Annotated in this window: 15 protein-coding genes; 10 read left to right on the top strand and 5 right to left on the bottom strand. The window is 67.3% G+C overall.

Annotated elements, in window-relative coordinates; translation table 11 throughout:
* Positions 1-6: 6 nt before the first annotated feature.
* The 3 genes from CYU89_RS06195 to CYU89_RS06205 form a co-directional block, all read right to left on the bottom strand.
* Positions 7-1,050 (bottom strand): alpha-ketoacid dehydrogenase subunit beta, encoded by a 1,044-nt coding sequence (locus tag CYU89_RS06195; RefSeq protein WP_296279826.1) that lies wholly within the window; start codon positions 1,048-1,050, stop codon positions 7-9.
* Positions 1,051-1,058: 8 nt separating this feature from the next.
* Positions 1,059-2,144: a pyruvate dehydrogenase (acetyl-transferring) E1 component subunit alpha gene (pdhA, locus tag CYU89_RS06200; RefSeq protein ID WP_296279418.1), complete on the bottom strand. Its 1,086-nt coding sequence runs from the start codon at positions 2,142-2,144 to the stop codon at positions 1,059-1,061.
* A gap of 274 nt (positions 2,145-2,418) precedes the next feature.
* On the bottom strand, positions 2,419-5,664 hold the full coding sequence (locus tag CYU89_RS06205) for a lamin tail domain-containing protein (protein WP_296279419.1): 3,246 nt from the start codon (positions 5,662-5,664) through the stop codon (positions 2,419-2,421).
* Positions 5,665-5,875: 211 nt separating this feature from the next.
* On the opposite strand from CYU89_RS06205, the gene CYU89_RS06210 reads away from it, so the two are divergent.
* Both CYU89_RS06210 and CYU89_RS06215 read left to right on the top strand, forming a co-directional pair.
* On the top strand, positions 5,876-6,736 hold the full coding sequence (locus tag CYU89_RS06210) for a tryptophan 2,3-dioxygenase family protein (RefSeq protein WP_296279421.1): 861 nt from the start codon (positions 5,876-5,878) through the stop codon (positions 6,734-6,736).
* Between the two features lie 196 nt (positions 6,737-6,932).
* Positions 6,933-8,429 (top strand): oligopeptide:H+ symporter, encoded by a 1,497-nt coding sequence (locus tag CYU89_RS06215; protein ID WP_296279423.1) that lies wholly within the window; start codon positions 6,933-6,935, stop codon positions 8,427-8,429.
* A gap of 185 nt (positions 8,430-8,614) precedes the next feature.
* Here CYU89_RS06215 and CYU89_RS06220 read toward each other — a convergent pair whose 3' ends face one another.
* Positions 8,615-9,091, bottom strand: coding sequence for a MarR family transcriptional regulator (locus tag CYU89_RS06220; RefSeq protein WP_296279425.1), 477 nt, complete (start codon positions 9,089-9,091; stop codon positions 8,615-8,617).
* 77 nt (positions 9,092-9,168) lie between these two features.
* On the opposite strand from CYU89_RS06220, the gene hppD reads away from it, so the two are divergent.
* From hppD to hmgA, 3 genes are all read left to right on the top strand, one after another.
* The gene (gene hppD / locus CYU89_RS06225) at positions 9,169-10,266 is read left to right on the top strand and encodes a 4-hydroxyphenylpyruvate dioxygenase (RefSeq protein ID WP_296279426.1); all 1,098 of its coding nucleotides are present in this window, start codon (positions 9,169-9,171) and stop codon (positions 10,264-10,266) included.
* 63 nt (positions 10,267-10,329) lie between these two features.
* The gene (locus CYU89_RS06230) at positions 10,330-10,728 is read left to right on the top strand and encodes a DUF559 domain-containing protein (RefSeq protein ID WP_296279428.1); all 399 of its coding nucleotides are present in this window, start codon (positions 10,330-10,332) and stop codon (positions 10,726-10,728) included.
* Positions 10,729-10,738: 10 nt separating this feature from the next.
* Entirely contained in the window at positions 10,739-12,043 is a 1,305-nt protein-coding gene (gene hmgA, locus CYU89_RS06235; protein WP_296279430.1) for a homogentisate 1,2-dioxygenase, read from the top strand.
* A gap of 7 nt (positions 12,044-12,050) precedes the next feature.
* Here the strand turns inward: hmgA and CYU89_RS06240 are convergent, their stop codons facing one another.
* A complete protein-coding gene (locus CYU89_RS06240) occupies positions 12,051-12,581 on the bottom strand; it encodes a hypothetical protein (protein ID WP_296279432.1) in 531 nt (176 codons plus the stop codon).
* A gap of 126 nt (positions 12,582-12,707) precedes the next feature.
* Here CYU89_RS06240 and CYU89_RS06245 point away from each other — a divergent pair, with 126 nt between their 5' ends.
* From CYU89_RS06245 to CYU89_RS06265, 5 genes are all read left to right on the top strand, one after another.
* Entirely contained in the window at positions 12,708-13,328 is a 621-nt protein-coding gene (locus tag CYU89_RS06245) for a lectin (protein ID WP_296279433.1), read from the top strand.
* A gap of 90 nt (positions 13,329-13,418) precedes the next feature.
* Positions 13,419-14,369, top strand: coding sequence for a sodium:calcium antiporter (locus CYU89_RS06250; protein WP_296279435.1), 951 nt, complete (start codon positions 13,419-13,421; stop codon positions 14,367-14,369).
* Positions 14,370-14,462: 93 nt separating this feature from the next.
* On the top strand, positions 14,463-17,294 hold the full coding sequence (locus tag CYU89_RS06255; RefSeq protein WP_296279436.1) for a monovalent cation/H+ antiporter subunit A: 2,832 nt from the start codon (positions 14,463-14,465) through the stop codon (positions 17,292-17,294).
* Positions 17,294-17,716, top strand: coding sequence for a Na+/H+ antiporter subunit C (locus CYU89_RS06260; protein WP_296279438.1), 423 nt, complete (start codon positions 17,294-17,296; stop codon positions 17,714-17,716). Before CYU89_RS06255 ends, CYU89_RS06260 begins: the two co-directional genes overlap by 1 nt.
* A complete protein-coding gene (locus CYU89_RS06265; RefSeq protein WP_296279440.1) occupies positions 17,713-19,278 on the top strand; it encodes a monovalent cation/H+ antiporter subunit D in 1,566 nt (521 codons plus the stop codon). Before CYU89_RS06260 ends, CYU89_RS06265 begins: the two co-directional genes overlap by 4 nt.
* Position 19,279: the final 1 nt, after the last annotated feature.

Here is a 19,279-nt window from a genome sequence, read left to right on the forward strand (position 1 = left end):
GCGCGGTCAGCCGTTCGCCATCGCACGCTTCGCCGCCGCGACGATCTTGTCGACGCTGGGCAGGTACTTCATTTCCAGGCGGAACAGCGGGATGTGGGTGTCGTAGCCGGTGACGCGTTCGACCGGGGCCAGCAGGTCGTACATCGAGTGTTCGGCCAGGCGCGCGGCGATCTCGGCGCCGAAGCCCGCGGTGCGCGGGGCCTCGTGCACGATCACGCAGCGGCCGGTCTTGGCCACCGATTCGGCGATGGTGTCGAAGTCGAGCGGACGCAGCGTGGCCACGTCGATGACTTCGGCGCTGATGCCTTCGCCGGCCAGCTTGTCGGCGGCTTCCAGCGCTTCCTTCACCTGCGCGCCCCAGGTCACCAGGGTCACGTCGGTACCGTCGCGCAGTACGTAGCACACGTCCAGTGGCAGCGCTTCGCCGTCGTCGGCGACCACTTCCTTGTACTGGCGGTAGATGCGCTTGGGCTCCATGTAGATGACCGGGTCCGGATCGCGGATCGCGGCCAGCAGCAGGCCGTAGGCGCGTTGCGGCGAGGACGGCATCACCACGCGCAGGCCCGGCACGTTGGTGAAGATCGCTTCGTTGGCTTCGCTGTGGTGCTCCGGCGCGCGGATGCCGCCGCCCCACGGCACGCGCAGCACCATCGGGCAGTGCAGGCGGCCGCGCGTGCGGGTGCGCAGGCGGGCGGCGTGGCAGATGATGTGGTCGACCATCGGGTAGACGAAGCCGTCGAACTGCGCTTCGGCCACGGGCTTCATGCCTTGCGCCGCCAGGCCGACGGTCAGGCCGGCGATGGTGGTTTCGTCCAGCGGCGTGTCGAGCACGCGCTCCGGGCCGAACTTCTGCTGCAGGCCGGCGGTGGCGCGGAACACGCCGCCGTTCACGCCCACGTCCTCGCCCAGCACCAGCACGGATTCGTCGTGCGCTATCTCCCATGCCAGCGCCTGGGTGATGGCTTCGATCAGGGTGATCGCGGTCGGGGTCGCCGCGGCGTCCTGCTTCGGGACTGACGTCGCTCCCACAGTCTTGTTCTCGGGCTTCATCACGGTGCTCATGGGCGGCCCTCCGCGGCGATCGCGGCGGCGCGTTGCTGCAGCAGTTCCGGTGGGGGATCGGCGTACAGGTAGTCGAACATCGCCTCGACCGGCTGCACTGGTGTGTTGAGGTAGCTGTTGACCTCTTCGTCCACGCGCACGCCGCACTCTTCCTTCCATGCGGCCTCGTCGGCTTCGCTCCACGCGCCCTGCGCGGTCAGCCAGGTGCGCAGGCGCGTCATCGGTTCGCGTTCCCAGCCGGCTTTCACTTCGGCGTCATCGCGATAGCGTCGTGCGTCGTCGGCGGTGGTGTGGTCGGACAGGCGGTAGGTGACGAATTCGATCACGGTGCCGCCCTGGCCCTTGCGGGCGCGCTCGCTGGCGCGGCGCATGCCCTCGAGCACGGCGATCAGGTCGTTGCCGTCCACCTGCAGGCAGTGCAGGCCGCCGGCCAGGCCTTTCTGCGCCAGCGTCTGCGCGCCGGTCTGCGCGCTGCGCGGCACCGAGATCGCCCAGCCGTTGTTGATCACGCCGAGCACCAGCGGCAGCTCATAGGCGCCTGCGGAATTCAGCGCGGCGTAGAAGTCGGTCTTCGACGAACCGCCATCGCCGCAGGTCGCCACCGCGATGTGCGGTTGCTTGCGCAGCTTGAAAGACAGCGCCGCGCCGGCGGCGTGCAGGCACTGGGTGGAGATCGGCACGCAGAACGGGAAATCGATGCGCGCATCGCTGTCGCGGTCGAAGTCGCTGCCGCGCTCGTCGCCGCCCCAGTACATCAGTACGTCGCGCGGCTTCACGCCGCGCATGAACATGGTGCCGTACTCGCGGTAACTGGGGGCGTAGACGTCGCCGGTGCGCATCGAGGCGCCGATGCCCACATGGGTGGCCTCGTGGCCGAGGCAGCTGGCGTAGGTGCCCAGCTTGCCGGTGCGCTGCAAGGCGATCGCCTTGGTGTCGAACGTGCGCACGAACAGCATCTGCTTGAACAGCTCGCGCAGGCGGGCGACATCGCGCCCGGCCTCGGGCAGGTCGTTGCGCACCAGGGTGCCGTCGGGGCCCAGGTACTGGAGGTATTCGATCTCGAAGCTTGCGGCGGTGGTCATCTGGACGGTGTTCTCGTCAGCCGGCGGAATTGGTTTCAAATGTAATTTTAGGAGCGATGGGGCTGGCGGCCGTCGTGCAATGCAGCAAGACGGGGGTGCATGGCAGGTGGCTGCGCGGAGAAACCGGTGCGGAAACAGGCGCTTGCCCGGGTGTCGTTCGGTGTCAGCCTGCCTGCAGCCGGCGTGGGCCGGACGTGATCCGCGTCGCGGGCTGCGCAAACGACAAGGGGCGCGGTCGCCCGCGCCCCTGTGGACCCCACGATGGCGGGAAAGTTCAGCGGATGCGCTGGACCAGCCGGTCGTGGTTGTTGGCGGGGTTCGGGTCCGTCGTCGTGCTGCTGACGGTGGCGTCGAACTCCAGTTCCGTACCGCGCTTCGGCTTGCCCGGCACCACCAGGGCGAAGGCCAGCGTCTGCACGCCGCGCGGCATGGCGCCACGACGGGTGCAGTCGGCGGCGGCGCCGTCGGTGGTGTCCTGCACGCGCGTGCAGCTCCAGCCGCTGGGGGCGGCGACGGCGGCGTAGCGGGCATCGACGTTGCTGGTCAATCGCACGGTGACCTGCTCGGCCGCATCGGGGCCGGCGTTGCGCACCGGCACCAGCAGCGTGGCGATGGTGCCGCGACGCAGCGGCAGGGCGGCGCCGAGCAGCTGCACCGACAGGTCGGCGCGGGTCTGCGGCAGCGCGGCCACGGCCACCGACACGGCGGCGGTGTTGTCGCCGTTGGTCGGGTCGAGCACGGTCGAATTGGCCGACACGCCCAGGCCGAGCGTGGCACCCGCTGCGCTGGCGGGGACGACGGCGTCGAGGGCAAAGGTCGCTTCGTCACCGACCGCCAGCGCCGGCACGGTGCAGGCCACGCGGGTGGTGCCCGCGGAGACTTCCGGTGCCGCGCAGCTCCAGCCGGCCGGCAGCGTGGCCAGCGACGGCGACAGTTCGGCCGAGAACACGAAGGCGAAGGCCGCCGGCGATGCCGCGCCGGGACCGGCGTTGCGCACCGTGGCGGTGTAGCGGACGGTCTCGCCCACGTTGGCGGTGGTGCGGTCTGCGCCGACGGTGGCCGACAGGTCGGCGCGGGCGAAGGACGGCACGCGGATGCTCAGGCGCACCGGGTCGTGGTCGGACGAACGCAGGGCCAGCGTGGCATCGCCGAAGTTGTCCACGCCGAAGTCCGCGTTGATGCGCGCATGGTCCACGCGCAGGCCGACGTCCATCACCAGGGCTTCGTTGACCAGAACGTGGTCCAGCGTCTGCGCATTGCCCTCGAACGAATACGAGTAACGCTGCGCAGGATCGGCGATCAGCTGGGAGCCGTCCACGAGCGGCACGCTCAACGGGCTGGGCATGTACGTCAGCACCTGGTCTTCCGCCGCGGCTTCGCCCTTGATGATGCCCATCACGTCGACATAGCCGTCGTTGAACTCGAACGCGTTGAAGTCGCCGACCAGCACGATCTTCTCGTCCGGGTTCGCCTGCTGCATCTCCTGCACCAGCTGGGCCAGGTAGACCGCCTGGGCGCCGCGCTTCACCCGCACGCGTTCGCCGCCGGTCGCCCAGCCGCTGCTGCCGGGCAGGGTGTCGTTGATGTCGTTGAGCGAGCGCAGGTGGTTGACGACGACCGTCAGTGGGTAGCTCGACGTGCCGTCCTGGTGAACGCGGGCGCGCAGGCGCAGCGGCGGACGGTCGTTGAGCAGGCTGGTGGTGCCGTTCGGGTTGGCGATGGTGGTCTCCTTGCCGAACTGCGCGACGTCCAGCACTTCCACGCGGGCGATGCCGTCCGCGGTCAGGCGCGAACTGACCAGGAAGCCGACGTTGATGCCGCCCACGTCGTTGCCCGGCTGCAGGTACGGCACGTAGCCCGGGCGCGTGGCGCAGGTCGCGTCGATGCGCTCGGACAGCAGCTGCAGAACGCGCAGGTTCTCCACTTCCACCGCACCCAGGATATCCGGGGTCTTCAGGTAGTCGCAGATCGCCAGCGCCGCCTTGGCCAGGCGCTTGTCCAGCGCTTCCGGCGTCAGTGTCACCGCACCGTTGCTGTCGTTGACCTCGTCGAACAGTCGCAGCAGGTTGAAGCTGCCGACGGTGACCTCATCGTAGGCGGCATCGTTGACGGCTTCCGGCGCCATGCCGCCGGTGACCGTCGGCGGCGTGGCCACGTCGGGCAGCAGCGCCCACGTGCCGGCGAAGTAGTCGAGCACGCCGAGCAGGCCGGCGACGTCGGCGCCGGTGTCGGCCGAGAGCGGCGACGCGCCGACCTGGCCGCGGCTGCGCACCATCAGGCGTTCCTGATTGGTGTCGAAGCGCGGCGGGTTCTTGCCGGCCGGCAGGGTGATGGCATCCATCACGGCGATGCCGGGCTCACGGAACGGACGCGCCACGCCGGGCAGCGCCACGTGGAAAACGCCGTCGCTGAAGGACAGTGCATCGTTCTCGTCGATGCTGCCGCCGGAGGGGGCGATCACGACCGACTGCGCCACGCTGACGCGCATGCCTTCAAGGCGTTCCAGCGTGCCGGGCAGGGCGTCCGGACCCAGCTCGGCGGCGGTCAGCTCGATCGCGGCGGGCAGGGCGACGCCGGTTTCCAGTACCTCGAGCGTCGGGGTGACGATCTCGGTGATGGCCAGCTGGTGCGGATTGGACGACGGGGTGAATTCCTCGACCGTACCGGTCACGCGCACGCGGTTGCCGACGGCGGCGGTGGCGGGCGGCGCGCTGCTGGTGAACACGAACACGGCTTCGGACGTGGCCGGGTCGCCGTCGTCGTTGGCGGCCTGCAGGAAGAAGCCGTTGTTGAACTTGATCGCCGTGACGATGCCTTCGGTCACCACGCGCTTGCCGTTGTGCGGCGACAGCAGGCCGTTGCCCTGGATCTGCGCGATGGTCAGCGCCAGCGGCGGATCGGGTGGTTCCGGCGGCTCGGCGCCGCTGTTGCGCGGATTCGGCGCACCGACCGCGAAGTCGGCGCCGTTGTTGTTGGTGTCGATGCTGCCGTCGCCGCCACGCAGCGCCGCGGTGGTGTTGCTGAGCGTGCCGGTCGGCGCGCTGCCTTCGAAGCAGTTGGCCGCACTGCCGAAGCCGACGAAGTCGACCACGTTCGCATCGGCCGTCGGGCAGGCGCCCGTCAGCGCCATGGTGCTGCGGCTCAGCGCGACCTTGCCGGCGGTGCCGCTCATCGCAATGGTGCCCACCGCGTCAGGCGCGGGCAGGTCCACCGTGCCGCCGGCGCCCTGCGCCTGCTGGACCAGGTAGAAGCCGCCGGCCGGGATGGTGCCCGTCAGGTTGGTGCGCCCGCTCCAGGTGGTACCTGCGGAGGAGGTGTACTGCACGCTCCAGCCGGTCAGGTCGACCGCAGTGGGGCCGTTGTTGCGCAGCTCGATGAAGTCGTTCTTCAGCGTGGCACCGCTGTTGCCGCCGCCGCCGTAGACCTGGCTGATGACCACCTGTGCCTGTACCGACGAAGCGGCGAACAGCAAGGCGAAAGACGCGAGCACGGCCGCGACGCGGCCCCGTGGCATTTCCATGTAACGGGTTCTCCCTCAGTGGATTGGACGCCGACCCCCGCGGGAGCGATGCCGCCCCCGGCCGACGCAATGTAGCCCAAGCCTGTGGTACGCGCATTGCATGGGCGTGACACGGGCGCCGGTTTCCCGTCGCATCGCCCGGGCCGTCGACCGGCATCGGTTACGCTGGCGTCCCCGCCGCCGCTTGGGTGGTGCACCGGTTGAACGACGGATGGCCGTAGAGAAGAACGAACGCCCGCTGGAAGCAGGCATCCACACCGACCTGTCCGGCCGGATGAGCTACGGCGGCTACCTGCAGCTGGACCGCCTGTTGTCTGCACAGCACCCGGTGTCGGACCCGCCGCACCACGACGAGATGCTGTTCATTGTCCAGCACCAGGTCTCGGAGCTGTGGATGAAGCTGATGATCCACGAGCTGCAGGCGGCGATCGGCTTCCTCCAGCGCGACCAGGTCTGGCAGGCCCGCAAGGTGATGGCGCGCGCCAAGCAGGTGCTGCGCCAGCTGACCGAGCAGTGGTCGGTGCTGGAAACGCTGACCCCGTCCGAGTACATGGGCTTCCGCGACCTGCTGGGCCCGTCGTCGGGTTTCCAGTCGCTGCAGTACCGCACCATCGAATTCCTGCTCGGCAACAAGAATGCGGCGATGCTGAAGGTGTTCGCCCATGACCCGGAGGGCCATGCCGGGCTGGAGGCCGTGCTCGACGCCCCCAGCCTCTACGACGAATTCCTGATGTACCTCGCCCGCTGGGGCCACGGGATCCCCCCGCAGCACCTGCTGCGCGACTGGCGCCAGTCGCACGCCGCCGACGCCGCGCTGCTGCCGGTGTTCGAAGCGATCTATGAGGACACAGACCGCTACTGGCGCGAGTACTCGCTGTGCGAGGACCTGGTGGATCTGGAAAGCCAGTTCCAGTTGTGGCGCTTCCGCCACATGCGCACGGTGATGCGCATCATCGGCTTCAAGCGCGGCACCGGCGGCTCGAGCGGCGTGGGCTTCCTGCGCCAGGCGCTGGAGCTGACGTTCTTCCCGGAACTGTTCGACGTGCGCACGTCGATCGGCCCCGATCGCTGATGGGAGAGCGGGGTGGGCCGGATAGAAATCCCTTGGAAATCAGTGGATTGACTCGCTGAACAGGCAAGGCGACTGCTACACCACCGGCGTTTCAGCGATTTGACGAGGGCCCGCCGGGTCGGTGATCCTCGCCCGTCCCCTGCGCTCGTTGCAGGGGAAACCGAAATCCTGAACCACTTTTCTAGGGGGAGCCCGCATGAGCGGAGCCGTCGATACGCAACCGGGGCACGTTCCCGACTACGCCCAGGTCATGGGCCATCCGCGTCCGTTGTGGATGCTCTTCATGACCGAGTTCTGGGAACGCTTCGCGTTCTACGGCATCCGTTGGGCACTGGTGCTCTACATCGTGGCCCAGTTCCACGGAGGGAGTGGCACGGGTGAGGCACCCGCCAACCAGATTTACGGTGCATATCTGGCGCTGGTCTACGCCGCGGCGATCTTCGGCGGTTACGTAGCGGATCGCGTGATCGGCTATCAACGCTCGATCCTGGTGGGCGCGGTGATCATGGCGGCAGGTTTGTTCATGATCGCGGTGCCCAACGAGAACATTTTCCAATTGGGTCTGGCCACGATCATCGCGGGCAACGGCCTTTTCAAGCCGAACATCTCGACGATGGTCGGCAAGCTCTACACCACCGGCGACGAGCGCCGCGATTCGGGTTTTACCCTGTTCTACATGGGTATCAACCTGGGCGCCATGGTCTCGCCGCTGCTCACCGGCTGGCTGGCCGAGAAGGTATTCGGCGCTGAGGGTATGCCGGCCTACAAGGTGGTGTTCATCACCTCGGGTATCGGCATGCTGGTGAGCCTGGTGTGGTTCTGGTTTGGTCGCAGCCAGTTGAAAGGGGTAGGTACGCCACCTGCCGGTGGCGAGGGCAAGGGCAGGGTGCTGTTGACGGCGATCGGTGCGGTGCTTGCGATCCCGGTCATCTACTTCCTGCTGCGCCTTGGCGCCAGCACGCTCCAATGGGTGCTGACCGCGATGTTCATCGGTCTGGGCATCCTGTTGCTGGTTGAGGGTATCCGCAACGGACCCAAGCAGCGCGACATGGTGATTGCGATGCTGATCATCTTCGCGTTCAACGTGCTGTTCTGGTGCTTCTTCGAACAGGCGGGCAGCTCTTTCAGCTTCCTGGCGGACAAGATCGTCAACCGCGATTTCGGCGGCTGGATCTTCCCGGTGGGCTGGTTCCAGTCGGTGAACTCGGTGGCCATCATCACGCTTGCGCCGATCATGGCCTGGCTGTGGGTGAAAATGGGGCGCGCGAATCCGTCGATTCCCCGCAAGTTCGGCCTAGGCCTGATCTTCAATGGCCTGGCATTCCTGCTGCTGATGTTTGCGCTGTCCACGTTGGTGGACGGCTTCGGCAAGATTCCCTTCTGGACGCTGTTCGCGGTGTACTGGATCCAGTCCATCGGTGAGCTGTGCCTGTCGCCGATCGGCCTGTCGATGGTGACCAAGCTGGCGCCGTTGCGCCTGGTCGGCTTCGGCATGGGTGGCTGGTTCCTGTCCACCGGCATCGGCAACAATCTTTCCGGCATCTTCGCCAGTCACGTCAGCGGCGAGAGTGGCATGAACGTGGAGTCCGCGTTGAGCGGCTACACGTTCGGCTTCTGGGCGCTGGTGATTCCGGGCGCGCTGCTGTTCCTGATCGCGCCGCTGATCCAGAAGCTGATGCACGGCGTGAAGTGACGCATCGGCGCGCACCCCGCGGGTGCGCCTTTGCCGATGTGTCATCCCTGCGCAAGCGGGGATCCATTGAAAACGGCGGCCATGGGCCGCCGTTTTTTTGTTCGTAGAGCGGAGCTTGCTCTGCTGCTGTCGGGTTCGCACGCATCGCGCAGCCAAGCAAGCTCGGCTCTACGGAAGCGGGCCGCTCAGCCCTCGATGCGCTTCACGCCCTCGCCGGCCAGCTTGTCGATCAACTGGTCGAGCATCGCGCGTTCCTCGTCGCTCAGCGGCTCCAGCATGCGCTGGTGGTACTCGATCACCATCGGCGCGACTTCGTCGTAGACCCGGAAGCCCTCGTCGGTCAGCGCCAGCACCGAGCGGCGCCGGTCGTCGCCGTGGATCTCGCGCTGGATCAGGGCCCGTTCCAGCAGGCGGGCGACCGCCCGGCTGACGGCGACCTTGTCCATGGCGGTACGGCTGGCGACCTCGCCGGCGGACAGGCCCGGGAAGCGGCCCAGGACGGCCATGACCCGCCATTCGGTGATGGCCAGGCCGAAACGGCGGTGGTATTCGCGGGAAATCGCGCTGCTGATCCGGTTGGACAGCACGCTCAACCGATAGGAGAACAGGCGGTCGAGGTCGAAATCGGCGTGGACGGGCGGGCTGTCGGGCGGCTGGCTCATTGTTGCGCTGCTACTTGTGGGTGGTTTCAGCTGAAACTATATTGGCGTGCATCCACGCAAGCCTAGCGAGACGCCCCATGAACGCACAACCCAACCTGGGCATGCAGCCCACGACGTTCGACAACCCGATGGGCATCGACGGCTTCGAATTCGTCGAGTTCGCCGCGCCCGCCGGGCAGGCTCACCACCTGCACGATTACTTCCGCAAGCTGGGCTTCGTGCAGGTCGCGCGCCACAGGACGCGCGCCATCAGCACCTATCGCCAGGGCGACTGCACCTTCCTGATCAACGAGGACCCCGATTCCTTCGCTGCCCGCTTCGCTGCCGAACACGGCCCCAGCGCGTGCGGCTTTGCGATCCGCGTGAAGAAACTGGCCGAATGGGCGCGCGTGCAGGCGCTCAAGAACGGCGCCGAGTCGTTCGACGCGGCGGACGAGCTGACCAAGGCCGTGGCCGCGCCGGTCATCAAGGGCATCGGCGACTGCATGCTCTATATCGTCGACCGCTATGACGACCAAGGCACCATCCACGACCCCGACTACGAATACCTGCCCGGCGTGGACCTGATGCCGAAGGGCTTCGGGCTGACCTTCATCGATCACCTGACCCACAACCTCTACCACGGCAACATGGCCAAGTGGGCGGACTATTACGAGCGGCTGTTCAACTTCCGCGAGATCCGCTACTTCGACATCAAGGGCGCAAAGACCGGCCTGTTGTCCAAGGCGATGACCGCGCCGGACGGCATGGTGCGCATCCCGCTCAACGAGTCCAGCGACCCGAAGAGCCAGATCAACGAGTACCTCGACGCCTACAAGGGCGAAGGCATCCAGCACATCGCCTGCTTCACCGACGACATCTACACCACGGTGGAGAAGATGCGCGAAGCGGGTGTCGAGTTCCTCGACACGCCGGATACCTATTTCGACGTGATCGACCAGCGCATCCCGAACCATGGAGAAGACGTGGCACGCCTGGCGCGCAACAAGATCCTGATCGATGCCGACGTCGAGACCAAGCAACGCAAGCTGCTGCAGATCTTCACCCAGAACGCGCTGGGCCCGATCTTCTTCGAGATCATCCAGCGCAAGGGCAACGAAGGCTTCGGCGAAGGCAACTTCCAGGCGCTGTTCGAGAGCATCGAGCGCGACCAGATGAAGCGCGGGGTGCTGTAGTCTCCCGCCTGAAGCCCCTCTCCCAGCGGGAGAGGGGTTGGGGTGAGGGGCAGGAGGACAAGGATGACGAACCACCGCAGGCCTCCGATGGCCACTCGCGCTTTGGAACAGGCGAGGGAGCTGCGGGCACGATCGACAGATGCGGAACGCAAACTGTGGTCGATCCTAAGAGGTGGTGGCATCGAGGGTTTGAAGTTCCGCAGACAGCATTCCATCCCGCCCTACACGGTCGATTTCTGTTGTGTATCGGTCAAGTTGGTGATTGAAGTGGATGGATCGCAGCACACGGAAACGTCCGATCACTCACGAACGCAGTTCCTGGAATCAAACGGTTTCACCGTCCTGCGGTTCTGGGACAACGATGTACTGATGCAGATCGAAGCGGTGGCCGAGGCGATCTGCAGGACCGTCTCACCATCGCCCCTCACCCCAACCCCTCTCCCGTCGGGAGAGGGGCTTTAAAGGCATCGAGATGAAAACGCTCCCCGATCGCGGATACATGACCGGCTTCGGCAACCACTTCGCCAGCGAAGCGATCCCCGGCGCGCTGCCGGAAGGCCGCAACTCGCCGCAGCGCGTGGCGCACGGCCTCTATGCTGAGCAGCTCAGTGGCACCGCGTTCACCGCGCCGCGCGCCGAAAACCGTCGCAGCTGGCTGTACCGCATCCGCCCGGCGGCGATGCACGGCACGTTCGCGCCGTACGCGCAGCATCGCCTGCACAGCGATTTCAGCGCGGGACCGGTGTCGCCGGACCAGATGCGCTGGTCGCCATTGCCGATGCCGGAAACTCCCACCGATTTCGTCGATGGCCTCTACACCATGGCCGGCAACGGCACGCCGGAAGCCCAGCACGGCGTGGGCATCCACCTGTACGCCGCCAACCGTTCGATGCAGGGGCGCTACTTCTACGATGCCGACGGCGAACTGCTGATCGTCCCGCAGCAGGGCAGCCTGCGCATCGCCACCGAGTTCGGCGTGATCGACGTCGAGCCGCAGCAGATCGCGGTGATTCCGCGCGGCGTGCGCTTCCTGGTCGAACTGCCTGACGGTGAGGCGCGCGGGTATGTCTGCGAGAACTTCGGCGCGCAGCTCCGCCTGCCGGACCTGGGGCCGATCGGCTCGAACGGGCTGGCGAATCCGCGCGACTTCGAAACGCCGGTCGCCGCCTACGAGGACGTCGAGGGCGAATTCGAACTGATCGCCAAGTTCCAGGGCCACCTGTGGCGCGCGGACATCGGCCATTCGCCGCTCGACGTGGTGGGCTGGCACGGCAACTACGCGCCCTACCGCTATGACCTGCGCCGCTTCAACACCATCGGCTCGATCAGCTACGACCATCCGGATCCATCGATCTTCCTGGTGCTCACCTCGCCGAGCGATACCCCTGGCGTGGGCAACATGGACTTCGTGATCTTCCCGCCGCGCTGGCTGGTGGCGCAGGACACGTTCCGTCCGCCGTGGTTCCATCGCAACATCGCCAGCGAGTTCATGGGCCTGATCCATGGCGTCTACGACGCGAAGGCCGAGGGTTTCGCGCCGGGCGGCGCTTCGCTGCACAACTGCATGACCGGTCACGGGCCGGATGCGGCGACGTTCGAGAAAGCGTCGGGCGCCGATCTGTCCAAGCCAGATGTCATCACCGGCACGATGGCTTTCATGTTCGAGACGCGTGCGGTGATCCGGCCAACGCGGCAGGCGGTGGACGCCGCACACCGCCAGCGCGACTACCAGGCGTGCTGGGCCGGCCTGCGCAAGCACTTCGCGCCGAAGGACTGAGCCGCGTTCACCGCAAGGCGTTTTCTTCCTGCGGGACCAGGCTCTCGTGCATGCGGGGCAGGGCCTCCGTGGGCAGTGCCTCGAAAAGGCGCTGCCGGATGCGTCCGGCGAGCGTAGCGGCCACGCGTCCCTCCAGGAAGCGGAAGGCATCGGCGAGCGCGTCGAGCATCGCCGCATCGTCCAGCCGCGCCTGCAAGCGGTCACGGTGATGGCGCGCGCCGTCGTCGCGTTGCAGTTCCAGCATGCCCGACAGGTAGACCTTGGCCGCCACCAGCGAACGCCGTGGTCCTGGAGTAGTGGCGGAAGCGACGACGGCGGCGGCAGGCGCGGTGACCTGCATGCGCGACCCGTCGACGAGATATCCGGCCTGTACCAGGCGCTGCACCAGCAGCGGTGCATCCTGTCCCAGCAACTGCACCAGCTCGGCGAGGTCGCGTCGACCGTTGCAGAGGATCAGCGTGCGTCGCTCGCGCATGCCCAGTGCACCCGTGTGGGCCTGCAGGATGTCACGGGCCAGATCGGTTTTCGACGGTCGCATGGCGAAAAGGAGCGGAAGGTCGCGCGCAGGCTATTCGCCGGCCATGAAGTGCGCATGACAACTGCACGTTCGCAGCGAATTAACGCGTGAACGCTACGATTCAGGTTTGTGCAATGGAGAGAGCCGATGAAGTCGATGCTGCCGATCGTGATGGTCGTCACCTTGTTGTCCGCGTGCCAGCGCGAAGAAGCCGGTACGCCGCCAGCCGAGCCGACGACCACGGCGACCAGCACACCGATGGCGGAAGCCCCGGCACCGACGCCCGCCGTGGACGACACCGCCGCGCCCGCCGGTCCGGTCACCCAGGCCAGTTTCCTCGGCTACGGCGACATGAAGCTGGGCAGCACGGTCGATGAGGCACGCGCGGCATGGGGCGGTGAACTCAATGGCGCGCCGATGGAGGGCACCACCTGCCACTACCTGTGGCCGAAGTGGATCACCCGCCCCGCCGACTTCGCTTTCATGATGGAAGAAGGCAAGTTCGTCCGCTACGACGTCGGCACCGACAAGGAAACCGCGCCGGGTGGCGGCAAGGTCGGGATGGGCATCGATGAATTGCAGAAGCTCTATGGCGGCGCGTTGAAGGCCTCGCCGCACAAGTACACGCAGGGTGGCCAGTACCTGGCGATGGACGCGGGCGACGTGGCACCGACCCGCCTGGTGTTCGAGGCCGACGCATCCGGCAAGGTCACCGCCTGGCGCGTGGGCCTGTCGCCGCAGGTCGACTACGTGGAAGGCTGTTCCTGAGCCATTCCGCCGCGCGGCGGTGCCCATGCTGGCTCCACCGTCGCGCGCAGGCATAGAATCGCCGCACACCACACGGGAAGGGGTCGTGCGATGACGGAAGCCTGGGGATATTTCGCGCTGGGACTGGTGCTGCTGGCGCTGGGCGGCGACTCGATCGTCAAGGGCGCATCCGGGCTGGCGCAGCGGATTGGCGCGTCCCCCTTCGTGGCAGGCCTGTTGCTGATCGCGTTCGGCACGTCGTTGCCGGAACTGGCGGTCAATGCGCGCGCGGCCTGGGTCGGGGCGCAGGAACTCGCTCTCGGCAATGCGGTAGGCAGCAACATCGTCAACCTGGGCCTGACGCTGGGCGTGGCGGCGCTCGCCGCGCCGGTGCTCGTGCGGTTGCGCGTGCTGTCCCCGTTGCTGGTCTTTCTGGCGCTGGCCTCGCTGGGGCTGATCGTGTTCGGCCTGGATGGCGTGGTCAGTCGCGTCGAAGGCGGCATGCTGTTGCTGGGTTTCGTCGCGGCGCTGGCGTTCCTGCTGGCGCGCGCGCCACGCGAAGCGCAGGCGGTGCGGACCGACGTCGAGGCGTTCGCCAGCACGCGCATCGTGCTCTGGTTGAACCTGCTGCGATTCGCGGTGGCGGCGGCCCTGCTGTACTTCGGTGCACGCTACGTGGTGCAGGCGGCGCCGGTGATCGGGGAGGGATGGGGGTTGTCGCCGCTGCTCACCGGCCTGCTGCCGGTCGCCATCGGCACGGCGCTGCCGGAGATCGCGGCCGCGGCCATGGCGGCGCGGCGTGGACAGGGCGACATGGTCGCCGGCCACGTCATCGGCTCCAGCCTGTTCAATCTGCTGGTGGTGGTAGGCGGCATGGCGGCATTCCGTCCGCTGGCGCTGCCGGAGTCCTTCGTGCGGCTGGAACTGCCGGCGGCCATCGCGTTCGTGCTGGTGCTGTATCCCATGCTGCGCGGCGACCTGCGTATCAGCCGCGTGGAAGGCGGCATCCTGCTCGCCGCCTTCGTCGGCTGGCTGATCCTGGAGATCGCATTGCTCGCCTGACCTGAACCGCGGGGTCAGGCTTATGTGAACGGGTTTGTTAAACTCGGGGCGATTGCTCGCGAATGACGCATTCCCTGCAACGCAAGGCGGTAGATGATTCCTTTCCTTGAAATCCTGCTGGCGCTGCCCTTCGTGCTCGCGCTGGTGGTGGCGCTGGCGCGCGGCCTGCCGCGCGGCGCTACCGCATGGCTGGCCGGGCTCGCACCGCTGCTGGGTCTGGTGCTGCTGGCGTGGATGACGCCGAGCGTGCTGCAAGGGTGGAACCTGCGCGCCGATCATGCGTGGATCCCGCAGATCGGTCTCGCGTTCACGCTGCGCCTGGACGGGTTGGCGTGGATGTTCGCCGGGTTGGTGCTGGCGATCGGTGCGCTGGTGGTGATGTACGCGCGCTACTACCTCAGCGAGAAGGACAGCGCGCCGCGCTTCTTCGCCAGCCTGCTGCTCTTCATGGGGTCGATGCTCGGCGTGGTATTGGCCGGCAACCTGCTGTTGCTGGTGGTGTTCTGGGAACTGACCAGCATCAGTTCGTTCCTCCTGATCGGCTTCTGGTCGCATCGCCAGGATGCGCGTGAAGGTGCGCGCATGGCGCTGGCGATCACGGGCGCGGGCGGACTGGCGTTGCTGGGCGGCGTGTTGCTGATCGGCCGCATCGTCGGCAGCTACGACCTGGATATCGTGCTGGCGTCGGGCGACCTGATCCGTGCGAGCACGCTGTATCCGTGGGCCCTGCTGCTGGTGCTGGCGGGCGTGTTCACCAAGAGCGCGCAGTTCCCGCTGCATTTCTGGCTGCCGCATGCGATGGCGGCGCCCACGCCGGTGTCGGCCTACCTGCATTCGGCGACGATGGTGAAGGCCGGCGTGTTCCTGCTTGCGCGCCTGCATCCTGCGCTTGCGGGCACCGACCTGTTCTTCTACGTGGTGACCAGCGTCGGCGCACTGACGCTGCTGGTTGGCGCCTGGTACGCCATCTTCCAGCACGACCTCAAGGGGTTGCTGGCGTATTCGACGATCTCCCACCTCGGCCTGATCACGCTGCTGTTCGGCATCTCCACGCCGATGGCCGTGGTGGCCGGCGTGTTCCACATCCTCAACCACGCCACGTTCAAGGCGTCGCTGTTCATGGCGGCGGGCATCATCGACCACGAGACGGGCACCCGCGACATGCGCAGGCTGGGGAACCTGCGGCGCTACCTGCCGTGGACCAGTGCGCTGGCGATCATCGCGTCGCTTGCGATGGCAGGCATTCCGCTGCTCAACGGGTTCCTGTCGAAGGAAATGTTCTTCGCCGAGGCGATCGATATCCCCGGGCACCGTGCGATGCGGAATGCGATCGCCGTCGCCGCGCTGCTGTACGGTATTTTCGGCGTGGCCTACAGCCTGCGCTTCGTCTACGAAACGTTCTTCGGCCAGGGACCGCGCGCCCTGGATGTCACGCCGCACGAGCCGCCGCGCTGGATGAAGATCCCGGTGGAGGTGCTCGTGGTGCTTTGCGTGGCGGTGGGCATGTTCCCAGCCTGGACGGTGGCGCCGGTGTTGCATGCCGGTGCCGGAGCGATCCTCGGCGAGGCCATGCCCGCCTACAGCCTGGCGGTCTGGCACGGCATCAACACGCCGCTGCTGATGAGCCTGGCGGGCATCGCGGTTGGCATCGCGCTGTACTTCGGGCTGCGCCGTCTGTTCGACCTGCATGCCATCGCACGGCAGTCGTTCGGACGCGTCGTGTTCCGCTGGAACATGGAGGCGCTCTATGCGCTGGCGGGCCGTTTCACCGCCAGGCTCGCCAATGGCAGCCTGCAGCGCAGCCTGATGCTCCTGGTGCTGGCGGCGATTGCGGCTGGCGCGGCGCCCTTCGTCGCAAGTGATGCCTTGCCGCTGTCGTGGCGCGCGCCGCAACCAATGCCGCTGCTCGGCTGGCTGCTGTGGCTGGTGCTGGTGACCTGCGCGGTGTGGACGATCCGCCTGTACCGGCAACGGCTGCTCGCCGTCGTGGTGCTCGGCGGCGCGGGACTGGTGGTCAGCCTGACGTTCGTGTTCCTGTCGGCGCCGGATCTGGCCCTGACGCAGTTGATGGTGGAAATGGTCAGCCTGGTCCTGCTGCTGCTGGGCCTGCACTATCTGCCGCCGCGCTCGCCGCCCGAGCGCACGCCGCGCCGCCGCGTGCGCGACATCGTGGTGGCGCTCGCGGCGGGCATCGGCACGGGCGTACTGTCCTATCTGGTAATGACACGGCCGGGCGACACGATCAGCGGCGAACTGCTGGCGCGTTCGCTGCCCGAGGCCTATGGCAGCAACGTGGTCAACGTAATCCTGGTGGATTTCCGCGGCTTCGATACGTTCGGCGAGATCACCGTGTTCGGCATCGCCGCGCTGATCGTGCATGCGCTGCTGCGCCGCGCGCGGATGGCGCCGGAGAAGATCATGTCCGGCCCGCCGATCCCGCTGCCGGTACCGGCGGACCTGGCGCAGATCATGTTCCCGCTCACGCTGACCGTCTCCGTATTCCTGTTCCTGCGCGGCCACAACGCACCGGGTGGCGGTTTCATCGCCGGCCTCGTACTGGCGGTACCTCTGTTGGTGCAGTACGTGATCCAGGGCGCGGCGTCGGTCGAGTCCCGCTTCGGTTTCGACTACGTGCGCTGCATCGGCGTGGGCCTGCTCGTCGCCGGCCTGAGCGGGGTGGCGTCGATGGGCTTCGGGGTGCCGTTCCTGACCAGCGGGCATCTGGATCTCGAGCTGCCGATCATCGGGAAGGTGCCCCTTGCCAGCGCGATCGGCTTCGACACCGGCGTCTACCTGGTGGTGTTCGGTGGCGCAATGCTGATCCTGTCGATGATGGGCACTATCAAGCCCTCGCGCACGCGCGTCTCGCACCTGGGCGTGATGGAGCCGGGCGAACGCTCCACCCGTACCGGAGAACTGCGCTGATGGAACTGGCCATGGCGAGCGCGATCGGCATCCTTACCGCAGCCGGGGTGTACCTGCTGCTGCGTGCGCGCAGTTTTGACGTCATCCTGGGGCTTACGCTGCTATCGTATGCGACCAACCTGCTGATCTTCAGCGGCGGTCGGCTGGTGCCCGGCAAGCCGGCGGTGCTGCGCGACGGCGTGGCGCCGACCCTGGCGAACTACACCGATCCGCTGCCGCAGGCATTGGTGCTGACGGCCATCGTGATCGCTTTCGCGATGACGGCGGTGACCGTGGTGCTGGCCATCCGCAGCCGTGGCGACAACGACAGCGACCATGTCGACGGCAGCAGGGCCGAGCGTGCGTTCCTCGCCGCCGAGCAGCGCCGGCACGATGAAGCCCGCGATGCCGCCAAGGCCGATGAGGCGGAGCCACGCGCATGAGCCACCTGCCGGTGCTGCCGATCCTGATCCCGCTGTTCGCCGCGTCGATCGCGCTGTTCTTCGAACACCGCCGGTTCGGCATGGTCCCGCAGCGCATCGTCGCGTGGGCCTCGATCTTCGCCATGCTGGCCGTGGCCTGCGTGCTGGTCGCTTCCGCGGGGTCCGGCGAGGTCTCGGTCTACCTGCTCGGCGACTGGCCGGCGCGATTGGGCATCGTGCTGATGGTGGACCGGCTGTCTGCCCTGATGCTGCTGGTGGGCCTGCTGCTGGGTGCGGCCTGCCTGCTGCACGCATGCGCCGGCTGGGACAGGCGCGCACCGCACTTCCACGCGTTCTTCCAGTTCCAGCTGATGGGCTTGAACGGCGCGTTCCTGACCGGCGACATCTTCAATCTGTTCGTGTTCTTCGAAGTACTGCTGATCTCGTCCTACGGGTTGATGCTCAGCGGTGGTCGTGGCGAGCGCATGCGGGCGGGCCTGCATTACGTGACGTTCAACATCGCGGCGTCGACACTGTTCCTGATTGCGCTGGGACTTCTGTACGGACTGCTTGGCTCGTTGAACATGGCCGAGCTGTCGGTGGGGGTGGCGCAACTGCCGCCGGGCGACATCGCGCTGGTGCAGGCGGCGGCAGGCCTGCTGTTCGTGGTGTTCTGCGCGAAAGCGGCGTTGCTGCCGATGTATTTCTGGCTTCCCGAAACCTATACCCACGCGCCGGCAGCGGTTGCCGGCCTGTTCGCCATCATGACCAAGGTCGGCCTGTACGCGGTGTTGCGGTTGGGCACGCTGACCTTCGGCGCAGCGGGACCGCTGGACGGGTTCGCCTGGCCCGCACTGTTGGCGCTGGGCGCGGCGACGCTGGTGCTGGCATCGCTGGGCGTCCTGGCGGCGAACCGGCTTCGTGCGCTGGCCGCGTATCTCGTGCTGGGCTCGGCAGCGACGCTGTTCGTCGCGTTCGCGCTGCACACCGCCGGCACGATCGGTGCGGGGCTGTATTACCTGGTGCACAGCAGTTTCGCAGGTGCCGCACTGTTCCTGCTGGCGGACCTGATCCGTCGCCGGCGTGGCCGTGCCAGCGACCGCAAGGACGTGATCGCGGCGCTGCCCGACAAGACCGTGCCGGGCCTGCTGTTCCTGGTCGCTGCGGTTTCGCTGGCGGGCCTTCCGCCTCTGTCGGGCTTCATCGGCAAGCTGCTGCTGCTGGAAGCGGTGCCCTCCGGTCCGCGTACGTTCTGGATCTGGGCGCTGGTGCTGGGCACCAGTTTCCTGATGCTGGTTGGATTGGCGCGCGCGGGCACGCGGTTGTTCTGGCGCGTGGAGCCGTGGCCGGACGCGAGTGCGGAACGGCAGGAAGCATTCATGCCTGCCGACCAGGTGGCGGTGGCACCCTCGCGTCCGCTCGAGACGGCGGCCGTCGTGCTGTTGCTCGCCTATGGCATCGCCCTGGTGCTCGCTGCGTCGCCGATCCTGGACTACACGCGGGCCACTGCGGCGCAGCTGCAGGCGCCCGAAGACTACGTCGATCACATGCGCGCCGCCGCGCCCATCCTGAGGGAACCCTGAG

The sequence above is a fragment of the Pseudoxanthomonas sp. genome (assembly GCF_002863005.1).
Lineage (GTDB): Bacteria > Pseudomonadota > Gammaproteobacteria > Xanthomonadales > Xanthomonadaceae > Pseudoxanthomonas_A.